Source organism: Pseudomonas gorinensis, assembly GCF_042015035.1.
GTDB classification, from domain to species: domain Bacteria; phylum Pseudomonadota; class Gammaproteobacteria; order Pseudomonadales; family Pseudomonadaceae; genus Aquipseudomonas; species Aquipseudomonas gorinensis.
On sequence record NZ_CP167125.1, the window covers coordinates 2,532,145 to 2,557,841 of the forward strand.

General features: G+C 58.1%; 20 protein-coding genes, 2 tRNA genes and 3 rRNA genes. 15 read left to right on the top strand and 10 right to left on the bottom strand.

The features are described 5' to 3' along the window. Positions 1-104: 104 nt before the first annotated feature. On the bottom strand, positions 105-554 hold the full coding sequence (gene soxR, locus AB7933_RS11710; RefSeq protein WP_024074402.1) for a redox-sensitive transcriptional activator SoxR: 450 nt from the start codon (positions 552-554) through the stop codon (positions 105-107). 100 nt (positions 555-654) lie between these two features. Between soxR and AB7933_RS11715 the strand changes: the two genes are divergently transcribed. Continuing rightward, positions 655-1,020: an antibiotic biosynthesis monooxygenase gene (locus tag AB7933_RS11715; protein ID WP_041160883.1), complete on the top strand. Its 366-nt coding sequence runs from the start codon at positions 655-657 to the stop codon at positions 1,018-1,020. Here AB7933_RS11715 and AB7933_RS11720 read toward each other — a convergent pair. From AB7933_RS11720 to msuE, 4 genes are all read right to left on the bottom strand, one after another. Continuing rightward, positions 1,009-2,112, bottom strand: coding sequence for a sigma-54 interaction domain-containing protein (locus tag AB7933_RS11720; protein ID WP_024074404.1), 1,104 nt, complete (start codon positions 2,110-2,112; stop codon positions 1,009-1,011). The genes AB7933_RS11715 and AB7933_RS11720 overlap by 12 nt on opposite strands. A gap of 11 nt (positions 2,113-2,123) precedes the next feature. Next, positions 2,124-3,311, bottom strand: coding sequence for an acyl-CoA dehydrogenase family protein (locus AB7933_RS11725; RefSeq protein ID WP_024074405.1), 1,188 nt, complete (start codon positions 3,309-3,311; stop codon positions 2,124-2,126). A 147-nt stretch (positions 3,312-3,458) separates the two neighbouring features. Beyond that, positions 3,459-4,598: an FMNH2-dependent alkanesulfonate monooxygenase gene (ssuD, locus tag AB7933_RS11730; RefSeq protein WP_024074406.1), complete on the bottom strand. Its 1,140-nt coding sequence runs from the start codon at positions 4,596-4,598 to the stop codon at positions 3,459-3,461. A 9-nt stretch (positions 4,599-4,607) separates the two neighbouring features. After that, positions 4,608-5,171, bottom strand: a complete 564-nt coding sequence (gene msuE, locus AB7933_RS11735) for an FMN reductase (RefSeq protein ID WP_024074407.1) — start codon at positions 5,169-5,171, stop codon at positions 4,608-4,610. A 396-nt stretch (positions 5,172-5,567) separates the two neighbouring features. On the opposite strand from msuE, the gene AB7933_RS11740 reads away from it, so the two are divergent. The 3 genes from AB7933_RS11740 (at position 5,568) to AB7933_RS11750 (ending at position 9,089) form a co-directional block, all read left to right on the top strand. Then, positions 5,568-5,837, top strand: a complete 270-nt coding sequence (locus AB7933_RS11740; protein ID WP_024074408.1) for a hypothetical protein — start codon at positions 5,568-5,570, stop codon at positions 5,835-5,837. A 233-nt stretch (positions 5,838-6,070) separates the two neighbouring features. Beyond that, positions 6,071-7,231 carry a cysteine desulfurase family protein gene (locus AB7933_RS11745; RefSeq protein ID WP_024074409.1) on the top strand — a complete coding sequence of 387 codons (1,161 nt, stop codon included), beginning with the start codon at positions 6,071-6,073 and terminating at the stop codon, positions 7,229-7,231. Between the two features lie 49 nt (positions 7,232-7,280). After that, positions 7,281-9,089, top strand: coding sequence for an aminopeptidase P family protein (locus tag AB7933_RS11750; protein WP_024074410.1), 1,809 nt, complete (start codon positions 7,281-7,283; stop codon positions 9,087-9,089). 84 nt (positions 9,090-9,173) lie between these two features. Here AB7933_RS11750 and AB7933_RS11755 read toward each other — a convergent pair whose 3' ends face one another. The 4 genes from AB7933_RS11755 to rhtA form a co-directional block, all read right to left on the bottom strand. Next, a complete protein-coding gene (locus tag AB7933_RS11755; RefSeq protein WP_024074411.1) occupies positions 9,174-9,788 on the bottom strand; it encodes a 2-hydroxychromene-2-carboxylate isomerase in 615 nt (204 codons plus the stop codon). A gap of 37 nt (positions 9,789-9,825) precedes the next feature. Next, complete coding sequence (locus AB7933_RS11760) at positions 9,826-10,557, bottom strand: SDR family oxidoreductase (RefSeq protein WP_024074412.1); 732 nt, start codon at positions 10,555-10,557, stop codon at positions 9,826-9,828. A gap of 106 nt (positions 10,558-10,663) precedes the next feature. Further along, positions 10,664-10,945 (bottom strand): hypothetical protein, encoded by a 282-nt coding sequence (locus tag AB7933_RS11765; protein ID WP_024074413.1) that lies wholly within the window; start codon positions 10,943-10,945, stop codon positions 10,664-10,666. Positions 10,946-11,111: 166 nt separating this feature from the next. After that, positions 11,112-11,999 (bottom strand): threonine/homoserine exporter RhtA, encoded by an 888-nt coding sequence (gene rhtA, locus AB7933_RS11770; RefSeq protein WP_024074414.1) that lies wholly within the window; start codon positions 11,997-11,999, stop codon positions 11,112-11,114. A 698-nt stretch (positions 12,000-12,697) separates the two neighbouring features. Between rhtA and AB7933_RS11775 the strand changes: the two genes are divergently transcribed. From AB7933_RS11775 to mrdA, 6 genes are all read left to right on the top strand, one after another. Beyond that, a 16S ribosomal RNA gene (locus AB7933_RS11775) occupies positions 12,698-14,234 on the top strand. Between the two features lie 83 nt (positions 14,235-14,317). Beyond that, positions 14,318-14,394: transfer RNA gene (locus AB7933_RS11780), tRNA-Ile, on the top strand. A 30-nt stretch (positions 14,395-14,424) separates the two neighbouring features. After that, positions 14,425-14,500 (top strand) — tRNA-Ala (locus AB7933_RS11785). 247 nt (positions 14,501-14,747) lie between these two features. After that, positions 14,748-17,639 (top strand): 23S ribosomal RNA (locus tag AB7933_RS11790). Between the two features lie 157 nt (positions 17,640-17,796). After that, a 5S ribosomal RNA gene (rrf, locus tag AB7933_RS11795) occupies positions 17,797-17,912 on the top strand. Together the 16S, 23S and 5S rRNA genes with 2 tRNA genes alongside form the textbook arrangement of a ribosomal RNA operon. Positions 17,913-18,258: 346 nt before the next feature. Next, positions 18,259-20,151, top strand: a complete 1,893-nt coding sequence (gene mrdA / locus AB7933_RS11800; RefSeq protein WP_024074415.1) for a penicillin-binding protein 2 — start codon at positions 18,259-18,261, stop codon at positions 20,149-20,151. Between the two features lie 4 nt (positions 20,152-20,155). On the opposite strand, the gene AB7933_RS11805 is transcribed toward mrdA, so the two are convergent. Then, positions 20,156-20,557 carry a GFA family protein gene (locus AB7933_RS11805; protein WP_024074416.1) on the bottom strand — a complete coding sequence of 134 codons (402 nt, stop codon included), beginning with the start codon at positions 20,555-20,557 and terminating at the stop codon, positions 20,156-20,158. 98 nt (positions 20,558-20,655) lie between these two features. Here AB7933_RS11805 and AB7933_RS11810 point away from each other — a divergent pair, with 98 nt between their 5' ends. The 5 genes from AB7933_RS11810 (at position 20,656) to AB7933_RS11830 (ending at position 25,692) form a co-directional block, all read left to right on the top strand. Then, the gene (locus tag AB7933_RS11810; RefSeq protein ID WP_024074417.1) at positions 20,656-21,123 is read left to right on the top strand and encodes an SRPBCC family protein; all 468 of its coding nucleotides are present in this window, start codon (positions 20,656-20,658) and stop codon (positions 21,121-21,123) included. A 168-nt stretch (positions 21,124-21,291) separates the two neighbouring features. Continuing rightward, a complete protein-coding gene (locus AB7933_RS11815) occupies positions 21,292-23,649 on the top strand; it encodes a DNA polymerase II (RefSeq protein ID WP_024074418.1) in 2,358 nt (785 codons plus the stop codon). Between the two features lie 68 nt (positions 23,650-23,717). Then, the gene (locus AB7933_RS11820) at positions 23,718-24,296 is read left to right on the top strand and encodes a GNAT family N-acetyltransferase (protein WP_024074419.1); all 579 of its coding nucleotides are present in this window, start codon (positions 23,718-23,720) and stop codon (positions 24,294-24,296) included. A gap of 13 nt (positions 24,297-24,309) precedes the next feature. Continuing rightward, on the top strand, positions 24,310-24,942 hold the full coding sequence (locus AB7933_RS11825; RefSeq protein WP_024074420.1) for a glutathione S-transferase N-terminal domain-containing protein: 633 nt from the start codon (positions 24,310-24,312) through the stop codon (positions 24,940-24,942). A gap of 165 nt (positions 24,943-25,107) precedes the next feature. Beyond that, the gene (locus AB7933_RS11830) at positions 25,108-25,692 is read left to right on the top strand and encodes a DUF4174 domain-containing protein (protein ID WP_041160884.1); all 585 of its coding nucleotides are present in this window, start codon (positions 25,108-25,110) and stop codon (positions 25,690-25,692) included. Positions 25,693-25,697: the final 5 nt, after the last annotated feature.

Here is a 25,697-nt window from a genome sequence, read left to right on the forward strand (position 1 = left end):
TCAATCGCGGTGAACTGCGCCAGTTCATCCTGACGCGTGACGAAAGTGATATCGCACCGGGTTTCTAAAACCCATGGCGATCAAAGGGGGGGCGCATTCCCAACTCAGGATTGCGGCGTGGGTTCCAACAGCTGGGCCCCAGGCCCATGTTCACCGAGCTGGTCAGCCTGATTACGCAGCGGGCACGCTTGCAGCGACAAACACCCGCAGCCAATACAACCACTGAGCTTGTCGCGCAGCAGTATCAACTTGTTGATGCGCTCATCCAGATCCTCTCGCCACAGCGCCGACAAACGCTCCCAATCCTCAGTGGTCGGCGTACGACCATCCGGCAGCGTCTGTAATGCCTGGCCAATCGTCGCCAGGGGAATGCCCAAGCGCTGGGCGATCTTGATCACCACCACGCGCCGCAATACATCCCGTGGGTAACGGCGCTGGTTGCCAGCGTTACGGTTGCTCTTGATCAACCCTTTGGATTCATAGAAGTGCAGCGCCGTGACCGCAACGCCACTGCGCGCGGCCAATTGGCCGACGGTGAGTTCCTTGTTGAGCATGAAAAACTCCAGAGAAGCGCTTGACCTTGACTTAACTAGAGGTTTTACCCTGCGTGGCATCGAATCGCAAGATTCTGCCTACAGAGAAAGGGGAGTGTTCATGCAGGTATCAGAGAAAAATCGCAGCTTCACTCAATTGATCGAGTTTCAGATCGAACCCCGGCAACAATCTGCCCTGGTGGCAGCCCTGACTATTCAGAGCGAACGTCTGGCCCAGGGCCATGGCGGCTTTATCAATGCGAGTGTGCAAGTCAGCGATGACGGACGACGGGTGCTCAATTACCTGCAATGGCGCTCGCGTGAAGACGGCGAGGCGGCCTTCAAGTGTTTCGAGCATGGAGAGGAAGATTTCTGGACATTGATTCGCGCCCACCAGGCCACGGCCGTGACCTTCGGTTCGTTCCAGGTGCTGCGCAGTTTCGAGCGCAGCCATGACAACGCGTTGCACTGTCGCCTAAATGGATAGGTGCAGCATGCGCTCGCCTTGCACGTTTTCGCCGGGGCGGCGCTTGTTTACCGCCAACTCGCCGATCTTGATCAGGCGCGTGCGTGTGACGTTGCGGCTCAGACCCAGCAGGTTGGCGGTATGGACCTGGTTGTAATGGCTGAACCGGTAGGCGGCGCGTAGTAACGCGTCTTCGACCTTTTCATGCAGGGCGCCGGCCTGTTCTTCGAACAGTTTTTGAAAGGCCCGTTCGAGCAAGGCTTCGGCACTGTTGTCGGTGTTGTGCTGGCTGTCGTCCTGACGCTCGATACGCATGTTCGACAGGCGCAGGTCGTCGCGTTCGATCACGCCATTGCGGCAGATCAGCAGAGTGTGGTGGATCACGTTTTCCAGTTCGCGGATGTTGCCCGGCCAGCTGTAGCTTTTGAGTTTGTGCTCGGCTTCGCGGCTGATGGTGATCGGGCCATAGCCCAGGCGCTGGCTATAGGCTTCGATAAAATGACGGGTCAGCGGCAGGATATCGCCGGGCCGCTCGCGCAGCGGGCTGAGTTCCAGGCTGACCACATCGAGCCGGTAGTAGAGGTCTTCGCGGAAATGCCCGGCATTGATGGCTTTTTCCAGTTGCACGTTGGTCGCGGCGAGCACACGCACATCAATGGGAATGCTTTTGCGCGAACCGAGGCGCACCACTTCCCGTTCCTGCAATACCCGCAACAATTTGACCTGGATCGCCATCGGCAAATCGCCGATTTCATCGAGGAACAAGGTGCCGCCGTCAGCCTCTTCGAACCAGCCGGCCTTGGCGCTGAGGGCACCGGTAAAGGCGCCTTTTTCATGGCCGAACAATTCGGCCTCCACCAGGGATTCAGAGAAAGCCCCGCAGTTCACCGCCACGAACGGCCGGTTGCGTCGTGCGCTGAGGTTATGAATATGGCGCGCCACCAGCTCTTTACCGGTGCCGGTCTCGCCGATGATCAGCACGCTGGCTTCGCTGGGCGCCACTTGCTGGATATGGTCGAGCAGCGCCTGGGATTTCGGGTCTTCGAAGACCTGGGCTGTGGCGCGGATCGAGGTCGCGAGGGCGGGCGAGGGCGGTAGGGTTAAAAGCTGCATGGGCACCTCTCTTAGGAATAGAACGTGGGAGTCGGCAGGGATTGGTTCAATGCCCAGTCCCCGAGTTCGTGGAGTTTGTAGTCCACGGGGTCGTGCAGGGTTTGCGTGCGCAGGTTGCGCCAGTGGCGGTCCAGGCGCAGCGAAGCATGGGTGGACCGCGCGCCGGTGACTTCAAACAGGCGGCTGCACAGCTCCAGGCCTTGGCGGCTGGCGGCAACCTTGGCGGTGGCGATCGCGATGGCCAGTTGGCCGCGTTCGTTTTCGCTGAGGCCGGGGCCTTTGGCCCAGGCGCGGTCGAGCAATTCGGCGGCGCGTTCCACCAGCAGGCGCACACCTTCCAGGGCCACCCAGAACTCACCGTAGTGGTGCAGCACGTAAGGGTCCTGGCGCACGTCCTCGGCGCTGGATTTGTGCCACGAACGGGTTTCGGTCAGGGTGTAATGGCGTGCTTCTTCGAAGGCCCCTTCGGCAATCCCGAGGAACATATGGGTAAAGGTCAGCTGGGCGATCAGTGGGCGCAGACAGGCGAAGGGTGTGCTCAGCGGGCCGGGGTCGAGCAGCAGTTCCGATTCCTCCACGCGTACCCGTTCGAAGCTGGCGCTGCCGCTGTCGGTCTGGCGCTGGCCGATATTGTTCCAGTCGTTGTGCAGGGTGATGCCGCTGCGCCCGCTGGGGATGGCGGCGATCAGCAACTTGCCGCCAGCGCTTTCATCCACGGCCGAGGCGATGAGCATTTCTGAATCGCTGGCGCCGGAGCAGAAGCTCTTCTTGCCGGAAAATTCGCGCCAGCCGCCGAAATCCTTGACTACCGTGCGTGTGTCCAGCGGGTTGAGGGCGTTGCCCCAGAACCAGTTCTGGCGCGCGGTCTGTTCGAACCAGGGTTGCCATTGGTCCTGGCGCGAAAACAGGCGCACGGTGGCGAGCATCAGGTGGTGGAAGCCGAAGACATGGGCGATTGAGCTGTCGACCTTGGCGAACTCGCGCACGATGCCCAGGGTGTCACTCCAACGTGCGCCGAGGCCACCGTATTGGGTGGGAATACTCAGGGCCAGCAGGCCGCTTTGGCGCAGGGCATCCCGTTCGGTTTTCGGCGTGCCACCGCGTTCGTCGCGTTCGACGGCGGTGAGGGCGAAATCGGCGGCCAGCAACTTGGCGGTCTGCAAAGGGGAGGGCAGGACGCTGTGGGGTTTGGCTGTCACGCGGTGTTCCTCAATGTCTATTTGGCAATGAAGGCCAAAGGTGGGAGCGGGCTTGCCCCGATAGCGGTGTGTCAGTTGCCAGTTACGGGGCTGACCCGCCGCAATCGGGGGCAAGCCGCCTCCCACCTAAGGCAGGCTTCATTGATCTCAGGGCTTGGCGGGCAGTACATCGTTGGCGATCATTTCGCCGAACGGCCCCGTCAGGTTGGTGATGCCGCGCCCGGCCAGGCTGGCATAAGGTTCCGGCAATAACGGGAACACCAACTCGGCAAAGCGATACGCCTCTTCCAGGTGCGGGTAGCCGGAGAAGATAAAGCTCTCGATGCCCAGGTCTGCGTATTCCTTGATGCGCTCGGCCACTTGCTGCGGGTTGCCCACCAGCGCGGTGCCGGCACCACCGCGTACCAGGCCGACACCGGCCCACAGGTTGGGGGCGATTTCCAGGTTGTCGCGGCGCCCGTCGTGCAGGGCGGCCATGCGGCGCTGACCTTCGGAGTCAAAGCGCGAAAACGATTTTTGTGCCGCGGCGATGGTGTCGTCGCTGATGTGCTCGATCAGTTTGTCGGCGGCTTTCCAGGCGTCTTCTTCGGTCTCGCGCACGATCACATGCAGGCGGATGCCGAACTTCACGGTGCGGCCATGACGCGCGGCCCGTTCACGCACATCCGCGAGTTTTTCCGCGACGGCGGCTGGGGGTTCACCCCAGGTCAGGTACACGTCCACCTGTTCGGCGGCGAGGTCATGGGCGGCGTCCGAAGAACCGCCGAAATACAGCGGTGGGTACGGCTTCTGCACGGGCGGGTAAAGCGCCTTGGCATTCTGTACGCGCAGGTGCTTACCCTCAAAGTCCACCGATTCGCCCTGCAACACACGGCGCCAGATCTTGAGGAATTCGTCGCTGACTTCATAGCGCTCGCTGTGATCGAGGAAGCTGCCGTCGCCACGGTTTTCGTCGGGGTCACCGCCAGTCACCACGTTGATCAGCAAGCGGCCATTGGACAGGCGATCGAGGGTCGCCGCCATGCGCGCCGACACCGTGGGCGAGATGATGCCCGGGCGAATCGCCACCAGGTAGCGCAGGCGTTCTGTCAGGGGGACCAACGCCGAGGCGATGACCCAGGAGTCTTCGCACGAGCGGCCGGTTGGAATCAGTACGCCGTAGTAGCCAAGGCTGTCAGCCGCTTGGGCGACCTGTTTCAGATAGTTGAGGGTGACTGGCCGCGCACCTTGGGTTGTGCCCAGGTAATGACCGTCGCCATGTGTTGGCAGGAACCAGAAAACATCCATGACAGATCCTTAAGCGATTTTCAGCAGAGAAGTGGAGTGCGCGGCAAACAAGGGCGCCGCGCGTTCTGCAGCAAGACGAATACGGCCCTTCAAGGGCTCGCTGGTTATTTGGTAGTCGGTGAAGTCGGCTTCGGTGGCATACACGCCAATCGGCAAGGTCAAGGCCTGGAAGAAGCTGAATAACGGCCGCAGTTGGTGATCGAGGACCAGTGCATGGCGATCGCTGCCGCCGGTGGCTGCGAGCAATACCGGCGTGTTGATCAGCGAGTTGAGGCCGACCAGGTCGAACAGGTGCTTGAGCAGGCCGGGATAAGAGCCGCGATAGACCGGTGCGGCGACGATCAGCAGGTCGGCTTGCTCGATGGTCACCAGTTGCGCTTCGATCTCTGCTGGCAGCTCATCGCGCGACAGCGCGCCGCCCAGTGGCCGGGCAATGTCGCCCAGTTCGATCAGGGTGGTCTGGATCGGCAGCAGGCTGGCCAGTTCGGCGAGTACCGCTTGGGTCAGCACCAGGGTACGGGACGGGCGCCAGGTTCCGCCGGAGAGGGCAACGACATTCAGGGGACGGGTCATGAACAGTTCCTTTTCAACAGTGGTTCATTGCGAGTGAAGTACGTGGGCTGAGCAAGAGCTGTACCAATGGGCGCAGGCCTTGCCGGCTGCGGGTTACAGGCTCACTGCTGAAAAGTGTTGCTGTTGTCTGCCTGGTGAATTGTTGAATGACTGTTGCCTGCGCAACAGTTGCCTGGCGAACACTGGGGCCCGGCGTGCAGCTAGTTATAGTGGGTTGTTTTTATTCCGTAAATGAACGTATTTCCATATTAATAGATCGTAAAAGAATATGTTGGCCTGGTTATCGAGGGTGTCGCGGCGGGTGATAGCGACTATCACGGACGATGATTTTTCACTGTGCGGGGGCGGGAGTAGCCTGTGTTCATTGACTTACACCTCCTTCGCAGAGCCTTCGCCATGAACCAGTCACTCGCTGTTTGCGTATTACTTGTCGCTTCCTTCCTCACCGGCTGTGCGACACATCCCTCACCGGAATCACGTCCTTACACCGCTGAAGAAACCAAGCAATTGGCTCTGGAAGCGCTGAGCCGTCGCGGCTTGTCGTTTGATGAATACCAACAGCAGCGCGCCGCACTGACCGGCCAGCCACAGAAGCCCTTCGGTTTTGATCGCCAGGGTGAAATGAATGCCGAGCGCAGCGTGACCTTGCATGGGCGCCCCAGTTGAGTGGCTGCGCCGTGCTGAAGAACCCGAGGTTTCCCTTAAGGAATCTCGGGTTTTTTGTTTGCCATGGAGCGACTTCAGCCTGTTAAGCTGAATTTCAGGAGCGTTCCTACGCACATTTACATAAAGTCATCCTTTTCTAATGGCATTTGACCAGGTAAACCTGACCACCTCTGTTCCGGTCGATGCCCCTGAGACGCTGCTCTCGGGAACCTGCTCTGCGAGTCTTTAACGTCATGAATAAACGTCCGCTGTATTTCGACTACGCCGCCACCACGCCGGTGGATGAGCGGGTCATCCAGGTGATGGTCGAGTGCCTGGGCTTCAATGCCAACTTTGGCAACCCTGCGTCCAGTTCCCATGCGTTCGGCCAAGCGGCCCGGCAAACGGTTGAACAGGCACGTCGCCAGGTGGCCGAGCTGGTGGGCGCCGAGCCAGGACAGATCGTCTGGACCTCCGGAGCCACTGAATCCAACAACCTTGCGATCAAGGGCGTGGCCCAGGCGCGTGGCGTGGCGGGCGGGCATATCATCACCAGCCAGATCGAGCACAAGGCAACCCTGGATACCGCGCGGCAGTTGCAGGACGCCGGGGTGGCCGTGACCTACCTGGTGCCGGATGCCGATGGCTTGATCAGTGTCGAGGCGGTCAGCGAAGCCTTGCGTGAGGACACCTTCCTGGTGTCGCTGATGCTGGTGAACAACGAACTGGGTACCCTCAATGACATTCCGGCGATTGGCGCGCGAGTGCGGGCGCAGGGTGCGTTGCTGCATGTGGACGCGGCGCAAGGGGCGGGCAAGGTGGCTATCGACCTGACGCAATGGCCGGTGGACCTGATGTCATTTTCCGCCCACAAGCTGTACGGTCCCAAGGGCATCGGCGCGTTGTATGTCGGGCCTCGGGCCCAGCAGAAGGTATCTGCGCAGATTCATGGCGGTGGCCATGAGGGCGGTTTGCGTTCCGGCACCCTGGCGACGCATCAAATCGCGGGCATGGGGGCGGCGTTTGCCTTGGCGGCGGAGTCTTTTGCGGAGGAGAAGGCCCGGATCGTGGCTTTGCGCCAGCGCCTGCTGGATCAGTTGGCACCGGTGGCAGGCGTACGCCTCAATGGCAGCCCGGCGCAGCGTATTCCGCACACCCTCAGCCTGACGTTCGGCGAAGGCGAATTCAATTCTGCCGCCCTGAGTGCCGGTATCGCCTTTTCGGCGACGTCGGCCTGCAACTCGGCCAGCAATGCACCGTCCCACGTCCTTCTGGCCCTGGGCCATGATGCACGCTCCGCCGCTCGAACCATTCGCCTGAGCCTGGGCCGGTTTACCACCGAACAGGATATCGACCAGGCTGTGCAATTGATCAAGGCCGCCCTTGCCAGTGCACCGGCGTTCTGGGCGGTCTGATTATCCATTTGCAGCACATAACAATTATTCGTGGTTAGCAGGAGACACAATGAGTACGCAGCCTTTGACCCATGGAACGGTGCCCCAGCGCCTTGCGCATACCCGTGAACTGATGAGCCGCGAGGGCATTCACGCCCTGCTGGTGCCGTCGGCCGACCCACACTTGTCCGAATACCTGCCCGGCTACTGGCAGGGTCGCCAGTGGTTGTCGGGGTTTCATGGTTCGGTCGGGACACTGATTGTCACCGCGGACTTCGCCGGTGTCTGGGCTGACAGCCGTTACTGGGAACAGGCGAGCAAGGAGCTCAAGGGCAGCGGTATCGAGTTGGTAAAACTGCAACCCGGCCAACCCGGTCCGTTGGAATGGCTGGCCGAACAAACCCCGGAAGGCGGTGTGGTGGCGGTCGACGGTGCGGTCATGGCCGTGGCCTCGGCGCGAACCCTGGGCAGCAAGCTGGCGGAGCGTGGCGCGCGCTTGCGTACCGATATCGACCTGTTGAATGAGGTCTGGCAAGACCGGCCGCCGTTGCCGAATCAACCGATCTACCCGCATCTGCCGCCCCAGGCCACCGTTAGCCGTGGCGAGAAACTTGCCGCACTGCGCAGCAGCTTGAAAGAGCGGGGCGCCGACTGGCACTTCATTGCGACGCTGGACGACATTGCGTGGCTGTTCAATCTGCGCGGCGGCGATGTGTCGTTCAACCCGGTGTTTGTGTCCTTTGCCCTGGTCAATCAGCAGCAGGCCACCTTGTTCGTGGCACTGGGCAAGGTCGATGCCGAGTTGCGTGCCACGTTGGCGCGGGATGGGGTGACGCTACGCGATTACAGCGAAGTGGCTGATGCATTGCGTGCTGTGCCGCCGGGCGCCAGTTTGCAGGTTGATCCAGCACGTGTGACTGCCGGTTTGCTTGAGCATCTCGATGCGGGGGTCAAGTTGGTCGAAGGATTGAACCCGACCACGCTGGCCAAGTCTCGCAAGAGCTTGGCCGATGCTGAACATATCCGCCAGGCCATGGAACAGGATGGCGCGGCGTTGTGCGAATTCTTCGCCTGGCTCGACAGCGCCCTGGGGCGTGAACGCATTACCGAGCTGACCATCGACGAACATTTAACGGCTGCACGCGCCCGTCGCCCGGGTTATGTTTCACTGAGTTTCAACACTATTGCGGCCTTCAACGCCAATGGCGCCATGCCGCATTACCATGCCACTGAAGAAGAGCACGCGCTGATCGAAGGTGATGGCCTGCTGTTGATCGACTCGGGCGGCCAGTACCTGGGCGGCACGACGGATATCACGCGGATGGTGCCCATCGGTACGCCGAGCGAGGAGCAGAAGCGCGACTGTACCCGGGTACTCAAAGGTGTGATCGCCCTGTCCCGTGCGCATTTCCCCAAGGGTATCCTCTCGCCGCTGTTGGATTCGATCGCGCGGGCGCCGATCTGGGCTGAGGGCGTGGACTACGGCCACGGTACCGGTCACGGCGTAGGCTATTTCCTCAATGTGCATGAGGGCCCACAGGTGATCGCCTATCAGGCCGCGACCGCACCGCAAACCGCGATGCAGCCTGGCATGATCACCTCGATTGAGCCCGGTACATATCGCCCAGGCCGTTGGGGCGTGCGCATCGAGAACCTGGTATTGAACCGTGAAGCGGGCAAGACCGAGTTTGGTGAGTTCCTCTCGTTCGAAACCCTGACCTTGTGCCCCATCGATACACGTTGCCTGGAGCCATCGTTGTTGACGGCTGATGAGCGCCAGTGGTTCAACGCCTACCACGCCGAGGTGCGGGAGCGTTTGAGCCCATTGCTAAGCGGTGCCGCGCTGGAGTGGTTGCAGGTCCGCACTGCCGCTATTTGATCGGTTGCGGTTCAGGGGGGCGACAGCGCAATGCCGAGCCCCCATTCAATCGTTGCCGCCTAAGACGGGTTCGCAAGGGGACGTTCAAGGGCGGTCGACGATCGAAATGTTGCCAAGGGCTTCCCGTACAAACTCCAGACGGTCTTGGCCGAAAAACAACTGATCTCCTACAAACAGGCTGGGCGCACCAAACACCCCGCGTTGAACGGCTCGTTCGGTGTTGTCCTTGAGGGCGGCTTTTACGACTTCATCGTTGGACAGGGCCAATATTTGTTCCGGATCGAAACCCTGCTCAGTGAGGACTGTGGCCACGACGGCGGGGTCTCCCAAATGACGGCCTTCTACCCAGAGGGCGTGGAACAGGCAGTCGATGAAGGCCTGGAAGCGTTCAGGTTGGTGCATTTGCATGCCGGTAACTGCCCTCATCAATACCAGCGTATTGATAGGGAAGTGCGGGCTGAACTTGAGCACAACCTTGTAGCGTCGGGCATATCGCGCCAGGTCATCCAACAGGTAGCGACCTTTGGCGGGGACGGTGATCGGGGAAGCGTTGCCGGTCGCCTTGAATACGCCCCCTAATAGTATTGGCCGATACACCAGCAGTGCGCCGGTTTCGGCGCACAGGGCAGGGAGTTGGGTATACGCCAGGTAAGTGGCGGGACTGCCGAGGTCGAAGAAGAACTCCAGGGGCTTATTCATGGTTGCTGCTCGCTGCTTATTGTTATGGGAGGCGTGACTACCAGGGCTCGTTCCAGGGGCGCAGGTCCAGTTCGAAAGTCCAGGCGTCCCGTGGCTGGCTATGTAGGAACCAATAGTTATCGGCGATATGGTCGGGGTTGAGAATGCCGTCCTGATCCTTGAGGGCATATTTCTGCGGAAAATTGTCGCGAATGAACGCGGTATCGATAGCGCCGTCCACCACCACGTGGGCGACGTGGATACCTCGGGGGCCTAATTCCCTCGCCATACTTTGGGCGAGGGCGCGAATTCCGTGCTTGGCGCCGGCGAACGCGGCAAACCCTGCAGCTCCACGCAGACCTGCCGTGGCGCCGGTGAACAGGATGGTGCCGCGGTTGCGCGTAACCATGCGTTTGGCGACTTCGCGGGCATTCAGGAAACCGGAGAAACACGCCATCTCCCAGATCTTGAAGTATTTGCGCGCCGTTTCTTCCAGGATGCTGCAGGGGACGTTGGCGCCGATATTGAAGACGAGGACTTCGATAGGGCCCAGTTCGCTTTCGATCTGTTCGATCAGTGCGATAACGCCTTCTTCTTTGCGCGCATCGCAAGCAAAACCATGGGCTTGGCCGCCCGCCAGCTGGATGCTGTCCACCAGCGGCTGCAGTTTGTCGGCGCTGCGACGGGTGACGCAGGCCACATACCCCTCGCGGGCAAAGCGTTTGGCAATGGCGCTGCCGGTTGCATCGCCCGCACCCACTACCAAAACGATTTTCTTGTTGTGCGTCATGGGAACTCCTTTGGCTCGGTGATCAAGCAGGAGTGTAGCCACAGCATCGCAAAGGGCAGGTTTGTGTCAGGAATTTGATCGGAGTAGTCGGGGACTGCTCGGGTGACTACTTACAGATGACGATCATGCTGCGGCTGGTGTAGCCAGCAGGGTTGAGGCCGAAGGGGTAGTCCCCAGGCTCCTCGGAATTGTCACCGGATTTGGCGATAACCCGGTAGCCCTTGGCTCCGCAAGAATTGGTGGCACTGGTGTAGCACTGGTCCCAGGAGGACGACAGGCCCGAACAGTTGATATGCAGCCCTTTTTTGCCCCGCTTCACTTCTGTCTTGGTGGTCGCGGCACAGCCAGCAATGGCCACGACCATGAACAGTATCAAAATTCGCTTCATTCCTATCCTTAATAGCCGCTCCGCAAAAAAGCCTGGAGCTGGCCTTACTCGCTCTCGATTGTAGCGTTCGGGCTGTCCTTGTCGAAATTCTCCATGAATGACATTGGTTTACCGACTAAACATGGCCTAAATGAGCGGCAAATACCAGAGCTACCTCGAAAGATGATTAGTCGGCGGGCACCAGTGGTTTGGATTCATTGCGCATGGTCAATGTGGCGCCTACGGAGGCCAGGATGATGCAGGTGATGGCCAGCCATTGGGCGAGGGATAAGTGCTCATGCAGGAAAAACAGGCCGGAAAGCGCGCCGAACGCGGGCTCGATGCTCATCAACGTACCGAAGGTGCGGGCGGGTAGTCGGGTCAGTGCGACCATTTCAAGGGTATAGGGCAAGGCGGTGGACAGAATGGCGACGCCAATGGCGATAGGGATCAGGGCGGGTGTCAGCAATGCAGTACCGGCATGGACGATACCAATCGGTGCGACGAAGAGGGCGGCAATCATGACGCCCAGCGCGGCGGTTTGTACGCCGTTGTCGTTGCCGGCTTTTTGGCCAAACAGGATATACAGCGCCCAGCAGACGCCCGCACCCAATGCGTAGCCCGCGCCGATCAAGTCAATGCCACTGCTGGCTTCCCCCATCGGGATCAGCAGGAGCAGGCCAATGATCGCGAGGGCAATCCACAGGAAGTCCATCGCTCGCCGTGATGCATAGATAGCCACGGCGAGGGGGCCCGTAAATTCGAGTGCTACTGCAATGCCCAGGGGGACGGTGCGCAAGGACATATAGAAGAGGAAGTTCATGCCGCCCAGCGCCATTCCGTAGACGATTACGGTGCGCAGGGACTTGGCCGTCAGCTTTGCGCGCCAGGGGCGCAATAGAAGCAGCATGATCACGCTGGCGAAAATCAGGCGCAGGGTCGTGGTGCCTTGTGCGCCGATGATAGGGAACATGCTCTTGGCCAGCGAAGCGCCGGACTGTATGGAGGCCATGGCGATTAACAGCAGGCCTACTGGAAACAATGCCGAGGCCAGGCTGCGGGGTGGGGTGGTCATTGAGGTGTGTCGTCCAAGGTCATAGTAGAGAAGCAGAGGTCGCTATGATGCTGAACTGTTGAGTAATGAGCAATATATTGCCCAACTATCGCTGCCACACGTCCTATATAGAAGGAATGTCAGGTGTTTTCGGTGGTTTGATAGAAATTCCAAATAAAGAGTTGACGGCAGATTCTGGAAGTCTATAATTCGCCCCACTTCCGGCGCAGTCGAAACGGAAAACTCCTTGGTAAACAAAGAGTTACGCAAGATTCGACAGCGACCTGCTTCAGTTCATCGAAGCCCAGAAGGAGTTGGTAGAGCAGTGTCGTTTGGCTCTATTAACGTTTCGATCCTCTCGGTCGAAAGCGGAGAAAAAGAGGTGTTGACAGCAGCGTGTAACGCTGTAGAATTCGCCTCCCGCTAACGAGAGATCGGAAGCGCAAGTGGTTGAAGTTACAAAGGAAACTTTGAAAACTTCTGAAAATAATCACTTGACAGCAAATGAGGCTGCTGTAGAATGCGCGCCTCGGTTGAGACGAAAGATCTTAACCAACCGCTCTTTAACAACTGAATCAAGCAATTCGTGTGGGTGCTTGTGGAGTCAGACTGATAGTCAACAAGATTATCAGCATCACAAGTTACTCCGCGAGAAATCAAAGATGTAACCAACGATTGCTGAGCCAAGTTTAGGGTTTCTTAAAAACCCAAAGATGTTTGAACTGAAGAGTTTGATCATGGCTCAGATTGAACGCTGGCGGCAGGCCTAACACATGCAAGTCGAGCGGTAGAGAGAAGCTTGCTTCTCTTGAGAGCGGCGGACGGGTGAGTAATGCCTAGGAATCTGCCTGGTAGTGGGGGATAACGTTCGGAAACGGACGCTAATACCGCATACGTCCTACGGGAGAAAGCAGGGGACCTTCGGGCCTTGCGCTATCAGATGAGCCTAGGTCGGATTAGCTAGTTGGTGAGGTAATGGCTCACCAAGGCGACGATCCGTAACTGGTCTGAGAGGATGATCAGTCACACTGGAACTGAGACACGGTCCAGACTCCTACGGGAGGCAGCAGTGGGGAATATTGGACAATGGGCGAAAGCCTGATCCAGCCATGCCGCGTGTGTGAAGAAGGTCTTCGGATTGTAAAGCACTTTAAGTTGGGAGGAAGGGCAGTTACCTAATACGTGATTGTTTTGACGTTACCGACAGAATAAGCACCGGCTAACTCTGTGCCAGCAGCCGCGGTAATACAGAGGGTGCAAGCGTTAATCGGAATTACTGGGCGTAAAGCGCGCGTAGGTGGTTAGTTAAGTTGGATGTGAAATCCCCGGGCTCAACCTGGGAACTGCATTCAAAACTGACTGACTAGAGTATGGTAGAGGGTGGTGGAATTTCCTGTGTAGCGGTGAAATGCGTAGATATAGGAAGGAACACCAGTGGCGAAGGCGACCACCTGGACTGATACTGACACTGAGGTGCGAAAGCGTGGGGAGCAAACAGGATTAGATACCCTGGTAGTCCACGCCGTAAACGATGTCAACTAGCCGTTGGGAGCCTTGAGCTCTTAGTGGCGCAGCTAACGCATTAAGTTGACCGCCTGGGGAGTACGGCCGCAAGGTTAAAACTCAAATGAATTGACGGGGGCCCGCACAAGCGGTGGAGCATGTGGTTTAATTCGAAGCAACGCGAAGAACCTTACCAGGCCTTGACATCCAATGAACTTTCTAGAGATAGATTGGTGCCTTCGGGAACATTGAGACAGGTGCTGCATGGCTGTCGTCAGCTCGTGTCGTGAGATGTTGGGTTAAGTCCCGTAACGAGCGCAACCCTTGTCCTTAGTTACCAGCACGTTATGGTGGGCACTCTAAGGAGACTGCCGGTGACAAACCGGAGGAAGGTGGGGATGACGTCAAGTCATCATGGCCCTTACGGCCTGGGCTACACACGTGCTACAATGGTCGGTACAGAGGGTTGCCAAGCCGCGAGGTGGAGCTAATCCCACAAAACCGATCGTAGTCCGGATCGCAGTCTGCAACTCGACTGCGTGAAGTCGGAATCGCTAGTAATCGCGAATCAGAATGTCGCGGTGAATACGTTCCCGGGCCTTGTACACACCGCCCGTCACACCATGGGAGTGGGTTGCACCAGAAGTAGCTAGTCTAACCTTCGGGGGGACGGTTACCACGGTGTGATTCATGACTGGGGTGAAGTCGTAACAAGGTAGCCGTAGGGGAACCTGCGGCTGGATCACCTCCTTAATCGACGACATCAGCTGCTCCATAAGTTCCCACACGAATTGCTTGATTCATTGAAGAAGACGATAAAGAAGCAGCCCGAAATTGGGTCTGTAGCTCAGTTGGTTAGAGCGCACCCCTGATAAGGGTGAGGTCGGCAGTTCGAATCTGCCCAGACCCACCAATTTTGTGTGGGAAACGCCTGTAGAAATACGGGGCCATAGCTCAGCTGGGAGAGCGCCTGCCTTGCACGCAGGAGGTCAACGGTTCGATCCCGTTTGGCTCCACCACTACTGCTTCTAGACGTTGAAAGCTTAGAAATGAGCATTCCATCACTGCGATGGTGAATGTTGATTTCTAGTCTTTGATTAGATCGTTCTTTAAAAATTTGGGTATGTGATAGAAAGATAGACTGAACGTTACTTTCACTGGTAACGGATCAGGCTAAGGTAAAATTTGTGAGTTCTCTTAATTGAGAAATTCGAATTTTCGGCGAATGTCGTCTTCACAGTATAACCAGATTGCTTGGGGTTATATGGTCAAGTGAAGAAGCGCATACGGTGGATGCCTTGGCAGTCAGAGGCGATGAAAGACGTGGTAGCCTGCGAAAAGCTTCGGGGAGTCGGCAAACAGACTTTGATCCGGAGATGTCTGAATGGGGGAACCCAGCCATCATAAGATGGTTACCTTACACTGAATACATAGGTGTAAGGGGCGAACCAGGGGAACTGAAACATCTAAGTACCCTGAGGAAAAGAAATCAACCGAGATTCCCTTAGTAGTGGCGAGCGAACGGGGACTAGCCCTTAAGTGGCTTTGAGATTAGCGGAACGCTCTGGAAAGTGCGGCCATAGTGGGTGATAGCCCTGTACGCGAAAATCTCTTAGTCATGAAATCGAGTAGGACGGAGCACGAGAAACTTTGTCTGAATATGGGGGGACCATCCTCCAAGGCTAAATACTACTGACTGACCGATAGTGAACTAGTACCGTGAGGGAAAGGCGAAAAGAACCCCGGAGAGGGGAGTGAAATAGATCCTGAAACCGTATGCGTACAAGCAGTGGGAGCCCACTTTGTTGGGTGACTGCGTACCTTTTGTATAATGGGTCAGCGACTTATTTTCAGTGGCGAGCTTAACCGAATAGGGGAGGCGTAGCGAAAGCGAGTCTTAATAGGGCGTCTAGTCGCTGGGAATAGACCCGAAACCGGGCGATCTATCCATGGGCAGGTTGAAGGTTGGGTAACACTAACTGGAGGACCGAACCGACTACCGTTGAAAAGTTAGCGGATGACCTGTGGATCGGAGTGAAAGGCTAATCAAGCTCGGAGATAGCTGGTTCTCCTCGAAAGCTATTTAGGTAGCGCCTCATGTATCACTGTAGGGGGTAGAGCACTGTTTCGGCTAGGGGGTCATCCCGACTTACCAAACCGATGCAAACTCCGAATACCTACAAGTGCCGAGCATGGGAGACACACGGCGGGTGCTAACGTCCGTCGTGAAAAGGGAAACAACCCAGACCGTCAGCTAAGGTCCCAAAGTTATGGTTAAGTGGGAAACGATGTGGGAAGGCTTAGACAGCTAGGAGGTTGGCTTAGAAGCAGCCACCCTTTAAAGAAAGCGTAATAGCTCACTAGTCGAGTCGGCCTGCGCGGAAGATGTAACGGGGCTCAAACCATACACCGAAGCTACGGGTATCACGTAAGTGATGCGGTAGAGGAGCGTTCTGTAAGCCTGTGAAGGTGAGTTGAGAAGCTTGCTGGAGGTATCAGAAGTGCGAATGCTGACATGAGTAACGACAATGGGTGTGAAAAACACCCACGCCGAAAGACCAAGGTTTCCTGCGCAACGTTAATCGACGCAGGGTTAGTCGGTCCCTAAGGCGAGGCTGAAAAGCGTAGTCGATGGAAAACAGGTTAATATTCCTGTACTTCTGGTTATTGCGATGGAGGGACGGAGAAGGCTAGGCCAGCTTGGCGTTGGTTGTCCAAGTTTAAGGTGGTAGGCTGAGATCTTAGGTAAATCCGGGATCTTAAGGCCGAGAGCTGATGACGAGTTATCTTTTAGATGACGAAGTGGTTGATGCCATGCTTCCAAGAAAAGCTTCTAAGCTTCAGGTAACCAGGAACCGTACCCCAAACCGACACAGGTGGTTGGGTAGAGAATACCAAGGCGCTTGAGAGAACTCGGGTGAAGGAACTAGGCAAAATGGCACCGTAACTTCGGGAGAAGGTGCGCCGGTGAGGGTGAAGGACTTGCTCCGTAAGCCCATGCCGGTCGAAGATACCAGGCCGCTGCGACTGTTTATTAAAAACACAGCACTCTGCAAACACGAAAGTGGACGTATAGGGTGTGACGCCTGCCCGGTGCCGGAAGGTTAATTGATGGGGTTAGCTAACGCGAAGCTCTTGATCGAAGCCCCGGTAAACGGCGGCCGTAACTATAACGGTCCTAAGGTAGCGAAATTCCTTGTCGGGTAAGTTCCGACCTGCACGAATGGCGTAACGATGGCGGCGCTGTCTCCACCCGAGACTCAGTGAAATTGAAATCGCTGTGAAGATGCAGTGTATCCGCGGCTAGACGGAAAGACCCCGTGAACCTTTACTATAGCTTTGCACTGGACTTTGAATTTGCTTGTGTAGGATAGGTGGGAGGCTTTGAAGCGTGGACGCCAGTTCGCGTGGAGCCAACCTTGAAATACCACCCTGGCAACTTTGAGGTTCTAACTCAGGTCCGTTATCCGGATCGAGGACAGTGTATGGTGGGTAGTTTGACTGGGGCGGTCTCCTCCTAAAGAGTAACGGAGGAGTACGAAGGTGCGCTCAGACCGGTCGGAAATCGGTCGTAGAGTATAAAGGCAAAAGCGCGCTTGACTGCGAGACAGACACGTCGAGCAGGTACGAAAGTAGGTCTTAGTGATCCGGTGGTTCTGTATGGAAGGGCCATCGCTCAACGGATAAAAGGTACTCCGGGGATAACAGGCTGATACCGCCCAAGAGTTCATATCGACGGCGGTGTTTGGCACCTCGATGTCGGCTCATCACATCCTGGGGCTGAAGCCGGTCCCAAGGGTATGGCTGTTCGCCATTTAAAGTGGTACGCGAGCTGGGTTTAGAACGTCGTGAGACAGTTCGGTCCCTATCTGCCGTGGACGTTTGAGATTTGAGAGGGGCTGCTCCTAGTACGAGAGGACCGGAGTGGACGAACCTCTGGTGTTCCGGTTGTCACGCCAGTGGCATTGCCGGGTAGCTATGTTCGGAATAGATAACCGCTGAAAGCATCTAAGCGGGAAACTAGCCTCAAGATGAGATCTCACTGGGACCTTGAGTCCCCTGAAGGGCCGTCGAAGACTACGACGTTGATAGGTTGGGTGTGTAAGCGCTGTGAGGCGTTGAGCTAACCAATACTAATTGCCCGTGAGGCTTGACCATATAACACCCAAGCAATTTGCTGACCTGAAAAGGCACCAGATTGCGGTGTGTGAAGACGAAACGAACCGAAAGTTCGAAACGCACAAAACACCGAAAGCTATCACATACCCAATTTGCTGAAGCGAGGCCAACTGGCCACGACTCAGTACCCGAATTTCTTGACGACCATAGAGCATTGGAACCACCTGATCCCATCCCGAACTCAGTAGTGAAACGATGCATCGCCGATGGTAGTGTGGGGTTTCCCCATGTGAGAGTAGGTCATCGTCAAGATTAAATTCCGAAACCCCATTTGCGAAAGCAGATGGGGTTTTGTTTTGGGCGGTCGAAAAGCGCAGGCGCAAGCGTGCTCATGCAGGACGACAACGCTGACGCACACCCTCGGGTTGGCATCCCACCATCCTGATGGCATGTTGGCCCGAGTGACGCCTGGCTGTTGGAGCATAGATACCCATCTGAATTTTGACTCAACTACACAAAACAACTCTTCCAGAGTGCCGTTGGGGAAATCGATGCAAAGTGTTTCTTCATTTTTGGTATGGTGCAGCACATTTTCACAAGGATTGATTTTTCATCCGCAGGACGCGGCGTCGACCTTCTTCAACGAGATGCTGTAGAAATGCCTGAACCCATACCGATTAAAGATCACGAAAAAGAAAACCGTTTGGTCAACAAACGTCTGCTCGCCTGCGCGCTGTTGGTGATTGGCATCACCTGTGCCTTGGTGGGGCGCATGTATTTCCTGCAGGTAGTGCAGTTCGACTATCACTCGACGATTTCTGAAAACAACCGGGTCCATGTCCTGCCCATCACGCCCACCCGCGGCCTTATTTATGACCGCAACGGGGTTGTGCTGGCTGACAACCGTCCCAGCTACAACCTGACCATTACCCGCGAGCGCACCACGGATCTCAAAGGTGAACTCGACGCCATCGTCAACCTGCTGCACCTGCCCGCCGAAGACCGTGCCGTGTTCGATAAGGCACTCAAGCAAGCACGCCACCCCTTCGTCCCTGTCACACTGTTTTACGAGTTGACGGAAGAGCAGATAGCCGTATTGGCGGTGAATGAATTCCGGCTTCCCGGGGTCGATGTGGAGCCACAGTTCGTTCGCCACTACCCGCTGGGTGCGCACTTCGCTCACTCCATCGGCTATGTCGGCCGTATCAACGAAAAAGAATCCAAGGCCCTGGATTCGGTGGAGTACCGCGGTACGCAATCCATTGGTAAAACCGGCATCGAGCGCTTCTACGAGTCTGAACTGCATGGTCATGTCGGCTATGAAGAAGTCGAGACCAATGCTCAGGGCCGGGTATTGCGCGTGCTGAAGCATACGGACCCGATCCCCGGCAAAAACATCGTCCTGAGCCTGGACGTCAAACTCCAGGAAGCGGCTGAAGAAGCCCTGGGCGATCGTCGTGGTTCGGTGGTCGCCCTTGACCCGCAAACCGGCGAAGTACTGGCCATGGTCAGCAAACCGAGCTTCGACCCGAATCTGTTCGTTACCGGTATCAGCTTCAAGGAATACGCCGCGCTGCACGACTCGATCGACCGGCCACTGTTCAACCGCGTATTGCGCGGGCTCTATGCCCCAGGCTCAACCATCAAGCCGGAAGTGGCGATTGCCGGTCTCGACAGTGGCGTCGTCACAGCCCAAACCCGCGTCTTCGACCCCGGTTACTACCAACTGCCGGACTTTGACCATAAATACCGCAACTGGAACCACAGTGGCGACGGCTGGGTGGACATGGACGCGGCCATCATGCGTTCCAACGATACCTACTTCTACGACCTTGCCCACAAGCTGGGGATCGACCGCTTGCACGACTATCTGGCCGAATTCGGCCTTGGCCAGAAGGTCTCACTGGACATGTTCGAAGAGTCCGCTGGCTTGATGCCATCCCAGGCCTGGAAGCGTGCAACAAGGCGCCAACCCTGGTTCCCGGGTGAAACCGTGATCCTCGGAATCGGTCAGGGCTATATGCAGGTCACGCCGCTGCAACTGGCTCAAGCCACCGCGTTGATCGCCAACAAAGGTGTGTGGAACCGACCGCACTTGGCCAAGACCATCAATGGCGTGCCGCCGGTGGATGAGAACCCCATGCCCAACGTGGTCCTCAAGGACCCGCGCGATTGGGAGCAGGTCAACCACGGTATGCAATTGGTAATGCACGACCCGCGCGGTATCGCCCGGGCTGCTGCGCTTGGCGCCCAATATCGTATTGCTGGCAAGAGCGGTACCGCGCAGGTAGTGGCAATCAAGCAGGGGGAGCGCTACAACCGCAACAAGACCCTGGAGCGCCATCGCGACAACGCCTTGTTCGTCGGCTTCGCACCAGCGGAACACCCGAAAATCGTGATCTCGGTGATGATCGAAAACGGCGAGGCGGGCGGACGTGTGGCAGGCCCTGTAGTGCGCCAGATCATGGACGCCTGGCTACTCGACCAGGAAGGCCACTTGAAGCCGCAATATGCGACCCCGAGCAAGGCACCGGGCGACCCGCACGTCTGACGAATCAGGTCTTCCACTCATCCCACTGTTCCACGCCCTCATAAGTCAGCCACGGCACATCATGGGCCGTCCAGATGTGCGAGGTGGGCCTGACGCCCGGATCATCATCCAGCGTCGCCACCCGCACAATCACATGCGGCTGAAACTCACGTTCAGCGATCAGATGTGAGCCGCAGCGCGAGCAGAAATGCCGGTGCTTGCCCGGCGAAGACTCAAACGACGACAGCAGGTCCTCACCTTGCGTCCAGCGAAAATGCTTGCGCATCACGCCGGCTGTGGCCACGAACGCAGCCGCGTGCACTTTGCGGCAGCTGTCGCAGTGGCAGTGGCTGATGGGCATGTCCAGGCTGTCCACTTGATAGCGCACGCCTTTACAGAAGCAACTTCCATTCAACGGGTCAGTCATAACCTATGGCCGGGTCAAGGATGGGGTCATCATCATCGCGCACAACCGAAGTTTGCGCATTGGTCGATGTCGCCTACTGTCAATGGAGGAGGTGACTTATGCATGTATTAGATCGCATAGAACGAAAAGTCCTGCTGAACGCTTCACGTAAACAAGTGTGGGCGGCACTGACCGATGCCGAACAATTCGGTCGCTGGTTTGGCATTGCCCTCAAGGGCAAGACCTTTGTTGCCGGGGAGACCATCGAAGCACCGATTACCTATCCTGGTTACGAACATGTGGTGTGGAAAGCCAAGATCGAGCGCATCCTGCCGCAAACGTTGTTCTCTTTCTGGTGGCATCCGTTCGCGGTCGATAAGACTGTCGACTACGACCAGGAGACACCCACCCTGGTGGAGTTCACGATTGAAGACCGCGCGCCTGGCATTCTGCTGCGGGTCGTTGAGTCGGGCTTCGACGCCATTCCCGAGGCTCGCCGTCAGAAAGCCTTCAAGATGAACTCCCGTGGATGGGATGAGCAGATGGGCAATATCGAAAACTATCTCAGCCAAGCCCGGCAGGCTTGACCCAAACGGGCATCATGGGCGATGCCCGTTTCCAGCTTCTTGTAGACGTCAATGGCTGCCGACACCGTGGCTACCCTCTGATCACCGGTTGTTCGCCGCAAACGTTCGGCGTTTAGACGTATGACAGGTAGAATCACGCCCTGAAAGCGATTCCTGAGGTGCGGTACGGTGGATTTACAGCAGGGTTTTGTCCTGACCCGGCATTGGCGCGACACCCCTGGGGGCACGGAGGTCAGCTTCTGGCTGGCCACGGACCTTGGGCCACGGTTTATCCGCCTCCCCGTGCAAACCTCGGTGATGTTCATTCCCGAGGCCCACCGCAAGCCGCTGGATTGGTTGCTCAAGGATGAGCGCGATATCGAGTTGCGGCCGTTGCAACTGTGCGACTTCCATCACCGCCCGGTCCTGGGCCTGTACACCCGTCAGCATCGTCAGGCGATGGATCTGGAAAAACGCTTGCGCACCGCCGGGGTGGATGTCTACGAAGGCGATGTACGGCCCCCCGAGCGCTACATGATGGAACGCTTCATCACCGCCCCGGTGTGGTTCGGCGGCACGCCGGATGCCAGCGGCACGCTGCTCGACGCGCAGATGAAACCCGCGCCGGACTACCGCCCCTCGCTCAAGCTGGTATCCCTCGACATCGAGACCACGGCCCAGGGCGATCTCTACTCCATCGCCCTCGAAGGTTGCGGCGAACGCCAGGTGTACATGCTCGGTCCACCGAACAACACCGACGCAGTCGACTTCAAGCTCGACTACTGCGAGACCCGCGCCCAATTGCTCGAACGCCTCAATCAATGGCTCGCCACCCATGATCCCGATGCCATCATCGGCTGGAACCTGGTGCAGTTCGACCTGCGCGTGCTCCACGAACATGCCAAGCGCCTCAATGTGCCGCTGCTGCTTGGCCGTGGCGCCGAGCCCATGGCCTGGCGCGAACATGGCAGCCGCAATCACTATTTTGCCGCGGCGGCGGGGCGCTTGATCATCGATGGTATCGAAGCCCTGCGCTCCGCTACCTGGAGCTTTGAATCCTTCAGCCTGGAAAACGTCGCGCAAACCCTGCTTGGCGAGGGCAAGGACATCTCCACGCCGTACCAGCGCATGGACGAAATCAACCGCATGTTCGCCGAAGACAAGCCCGCCCTGGCGCGCTACAACCTCAAGGACTGCGAGCTGGTCACGCGGATTTTCGAGAAGACCGAGCTGCTCAAGTTCCTGCTCGAACGCGCCAGCGTCACCGGGTTGCCGGCCGATCGCAACGGTGGCTCGGTGGCCGCCTTCACGCACTTGTACCTGCCGCTGATGCACCGCCAGGGTTTCGTCGCGCCGAACCTGGGCGACAAGCCGCCCCAGGCCAGCCCCGGCGGTTTTGTCATGGACTCGCGCCCCGGCCTCTACGAATCGGTACTGGTGCTCGATTACAAAAGCCTCTATCCGTCGATTATCCGCAGCTTCCTGATCGATCCGGTGGGCCTGATCGAGGGCCTCAAGCACCCGGACGACAGCGAGTCCGTGGAAGGCTTTCGCGGTGCGCGCTTTTCCCGCACCCGGCATTGCCTGCCGTCCATCGTTGCTCGTGTTTCCGAAGGTCGCGAAGAGGCCAAGCGTGAACACAATGCGCCGCTGTCCCAGGCGCTGAAAATCATTATGAACGCCTTCTATGGCGTACTCGGCTCCAGCAGTTGTCGCTTTTTCGATACACGGCTGGCCTCGTCGATCACGATGCGCGGCCACCAGATCATGCGCCAGACCCGCGCGCTGGTCGAAGCCCAGGGCTATGAAGTGATCTACGGCGACACCGACTCCACCTTTGTCTGGCTCGGCAGCGCTCATTCCCAGGCCGATGCCAGCCGCATCGGCCGGGCACTGGTGCAGCACGTCAACGCATGGTGGCGCACGCATTTGCACGATGCGTTCGGCCTGCAAAGCGCCCTGGAACTGCAGTACGAAACCCACTTCACCCGCTTCCTGATGCCCACCATCCGTGGCGCGGAGGAGGGCAGCAAGAAGCGCTACGCCGGCTTGGTGGTGCGCGCCGATGGTAGCGAGGAGATGGTCTACAAGGGCCTCGAAACCGTGCGCAGCGACTGGTCGCCCCTGGCCCGGCAATTCCAGCAGGAACTCTACCAGCGCATCTTCCATCGCCAGCCCCACCAGGACTATGTGCGCGACTACGTGCGGCGCACATTGAACGGCGAGCTCGACGAATTGCTCATCTACCGCAAGCGCCTGCGCCGCCAGCTTGATGACTACGAACGCAACGTTCCGCCTCACGTGCGTGCTGCGCGCCTGGCCGACGACTACAACGACCGCCTGAACCGCCCACGCCAATACCAGCGCGGCGGCTGGATCAGCTACGTGATCAGCGTCAATGGCCCCGAACCACTGGAAGTGCGCCAGGCGCCGATCGACTACGACCACTACGTTACCCGCCAGTTACAGCCGGTGGCCGATGCTATTTTGCCGTTCGTGAATGATGATTTCAGCACCCTGGTCGGTGGGCAAATGGGCCTGTTCTAAAACACTTGCCTCGTCCGGGTGAGAGCCTGCACTCTTGTTCTCTGACGACCATCCGACGGCGCCGCCCCATGACCCACATCACCCTGACCGGCCACACGGTCGAGCTCTTGCCCCTGCAGCGTGAACACGCGGCCGCCTTGCTCGACGCAGCCGCCGACGGCGAGCTGTGGAACCTCAAGGTCACCCATGTACCGGGCCCGCACACGGTCGATCAATACATCGACACGGCCTTGGCCGGACGTGATGCCGGCACGGTTATCCCATTTGCCGTCGTGCGCCGGGACACCGGCCGGATCGTCGGCAGCACGCGGTTCTGGAAGGTTGACCGGGCCAATCGCAAGCTGGAAATCGGCCATACCTGGCTGGCGCAGTCCACCCAAAAAACCGCGATCAACACCGAAGCCAAGCTCTTGCTGCTGACTTACGCTTTCGAAGTCCTCGATTGCGTGCGCGTGCAATTCACCACCGACGAACTCAACGAAAAATCCCGAGCCGCGATTCTGCGCCTGGGCGCCGTCCAGGAAGGCATCGTGCGCCACGAACGCATCATGCCCGACGGTCGCAAGCGCAACTCGGTACGCTTCAGCATCATTGATTCGGAATGGTCGCAGGTGAAGGCCAACTTGCAGGCAAAGCTGCTGCGATAAGGAGGAAGCACCTATGTACACGCTCTATGGCACAGACGAGTCGGGCTCCTGCATGATCGAAATCGCCCTGCAACGTTGCGCGGTGCCCTGGCAACGGGTGGACGCCAGTTCCTGGCAGGACGGTGCGGGCAGCGAAGCCCTGGCGCGCATCAACCCGCTCAAGCAGATCCCCACCCTGGTCACGCCCGATGGCCAGGTGTTGACCGAAAGTGCGGCGATCCTGATCCACCTGGGCCTGGAGTATCCCGACTCGCACCTGCTCAGCGGCGACCGTGCCCAGATCATCAGGGGCCTGGTATACATCGCTGCCAATTGCTACTCGGCCATCGGCATCCTCGACTACCCACAGCGTTGGCTGGGGGATGCGGACCCGGCAGCACAAGCACAATTGACCAGCGGCACGCGTCGCTACCTGCACCATGCCTGGGTGGTGTTTGCCAATCAGTTCGCGGGCCAGTTGTTTGCCCCGAACCAGGCGCCGAATGCCCTGGGCATCATGGCGGCGGCGGTGTCGCGCTGGGACGAGGCGCGGGAGGCCCTGAACTCCCTGGCTCCAGGCTTTGCCCAGACCCTCGTGCGGGTGGATGCCGACCCCATTGTCGCGCCTGTCTTTGCGCGACATTGGCCCGAGTGGAAGGTCTCGTAATGTTTCCGCAATCAAAGGAAACAATGAGCATTGAACAGGCCAAAACCCTTGCGTAGCGGGCGCCCTGACCTACGCTTTCTTAAAGTGACGTAGGAATCATCCTTGAATTTGACTGTCGCAGACATGAAACTCAAGAACCCTGCATGGAATTCAAAGGAGGTGCGCATGCTCATCCGGTCGCTGACCCTGGCTACCTTGATGGCTTTTACGGGGCCGCTGTTGGCTGCTGATGATATCAACCCGCTCAAGCAGGACTTGGGCAAAGCCCGGCCACTGGTGGTGGTGGAGCTTGATTCCGGTAATGCCACCTTGGCAGACCTGAAGAGACAACTGGACGAGCCTGCCACCAAGCAGTCGTTTGAAGAGCGCAACATGGTGTTCTACACCATCAAGTTCGGCAGCATCGGTGCCGAAGGGGAGAAGTTCGCCAAGGATCCCAAGGACAACAAGAAGCTCACTCCACCTGAAACCAATGCGCTGATCCGTGCCCTCAAACTGGGTGCCGGCAGCGGCACCAAAGTGATCCTGATCGGCAAGGACGGCGAGAAGAAAGTCGAGAAGACCGTGCCACCGGATACCCTCGACCTGAAGGCGTTTTTCAGCGCCATCGACCAGATGCCCCAGGCTGAAAAAGAAGCCGCTGCCGTCGCAGAGCCCGAACCTGTGGCGCCCGCTCCGGCCAAGGGCACCAAGCCAGCCAAGCCAGCCAAGCCCGGCAGCAAGCCTGCTCCGCAACAACTGGATGACTGATCCAA

Coding starts and splice junctions, on each gene's coding strand:
- soxR (WP_024074402.1), bottom strand. CDS start 554: ATGCTCAACAAGGAACTCACCGTCGGCCAATTGGCCGCGCGCAGTGGC.
- AB7933_RS11715 (WP_041160883.1), top strand. CDS start 655: ATGCAGGTATCAGAGAAAAATCGCAGCTTCACTCAATTGATCGAGTTT.
- AB7933_RS11720 (WP_024074404.1), bottom strand. CDS start 2,112: ATGCAGCTTTTAACCCTACCGCCCTCGCCCGCCCTCGCGACCTCGATC.
- ssuD (WP_024074406.1), bottom strand. CDS start 4,598: ATGGATGTTTTCTGGTTCCTGCCAACACATGGCGACGGTCATTACCTG.
- msuE (WP_024074407.1), bottom strand. CDS start 5,171: ATGACCCGTCCCCTGAATGTCGTTGCCCTCTCCGGCGGAACCTGGCGC.
- AB7933_RS11740 (WP_024074408.1), top strand. CDS start 5,568: ATGAACCAGTCACTCGCTGTTTGCGTATTACTTGTCGCTTCCTTCCTC.
- AB7933_RS11745 (WP_024074409.1), top strand. CDS start 6,071: ATGAATAAACGTCCGCTGTATTTCGACTACGCCGCCACCACGCCGGTG.
- AB7933_RS11750 (WP_024074410.1), top strand. CDS start 7,281: ATGAGTACGCAGCCTTTGACCCATGGAACGGTGCCCCAGCGCCTTGCG.
- AB7933_RS11755 (WP_024074411.1), bottom strand. CDS start 9,788: ATGAATAAGCCCCTGGAGTTCTTCTTCGACCTCGGCAGTCCCGCCACT.
- AB7933_RS11760 (WP_024074412.1), bottom strand. CDS start 10,557: ATGACGCACAACAAGAAAATCGTTTTGGTAGTGGGTGCGGGCGATGCA.
- AB7933_RS11765 (WP_024074413.1), bottom strand. CDS start 10,945: ATGAAGCGAATTTTGATACTGTTCATGGTCGTGGCCATTGCTGGCTGT.
- rhtA (WP_024074414.1), bottom strand. CDS start 11,999: ATGACCACCCCACCCCGCAGCCTGGCCTCGGCATTGTTTCCAGTAGGC.
- mrdA (WP_024074415.1), top strand. CDS start 18,259: ATGCCTGAACCCATACCGATTAAAGATCACGAAAAAGAAAACCGTTTG.
- AB7933_RS11805 (WP_024074416.1), bottom strand. CDS start 20,557: ATGACTGACCCGTTGAATGGAAGTTGCTTCTGTAAAGGCGTGCGCTAT.
- AB7933_RS11810 (WP_024074417.1), top strand. CDS start 20,656: ATGCATGTATTAGATCGCATAGAACGAAAAGTCCTGCTGAACGCTTCA.
- AB7933_RS11820 (WP_024074419.1), top strand. CDS start 23,718: ATGACCCACATCACCCTGACCGGCCACACGGTCGAGCTCTTGCCCCTG.
- AB7933_RS11825 (WP_024074420.1), top strand. CDS start 24,310: ATGTACACGCTCTATGGCACAGACGAGTCGGGCTCCTGCATGATCGAA.
- AB7933_RS11830 (WP_041160884.1), top strand. CDS start 25,108: ATGCTCATCCGGTCGCTGACCCTGGCTACCTTGATGGCTTTTACGGGG.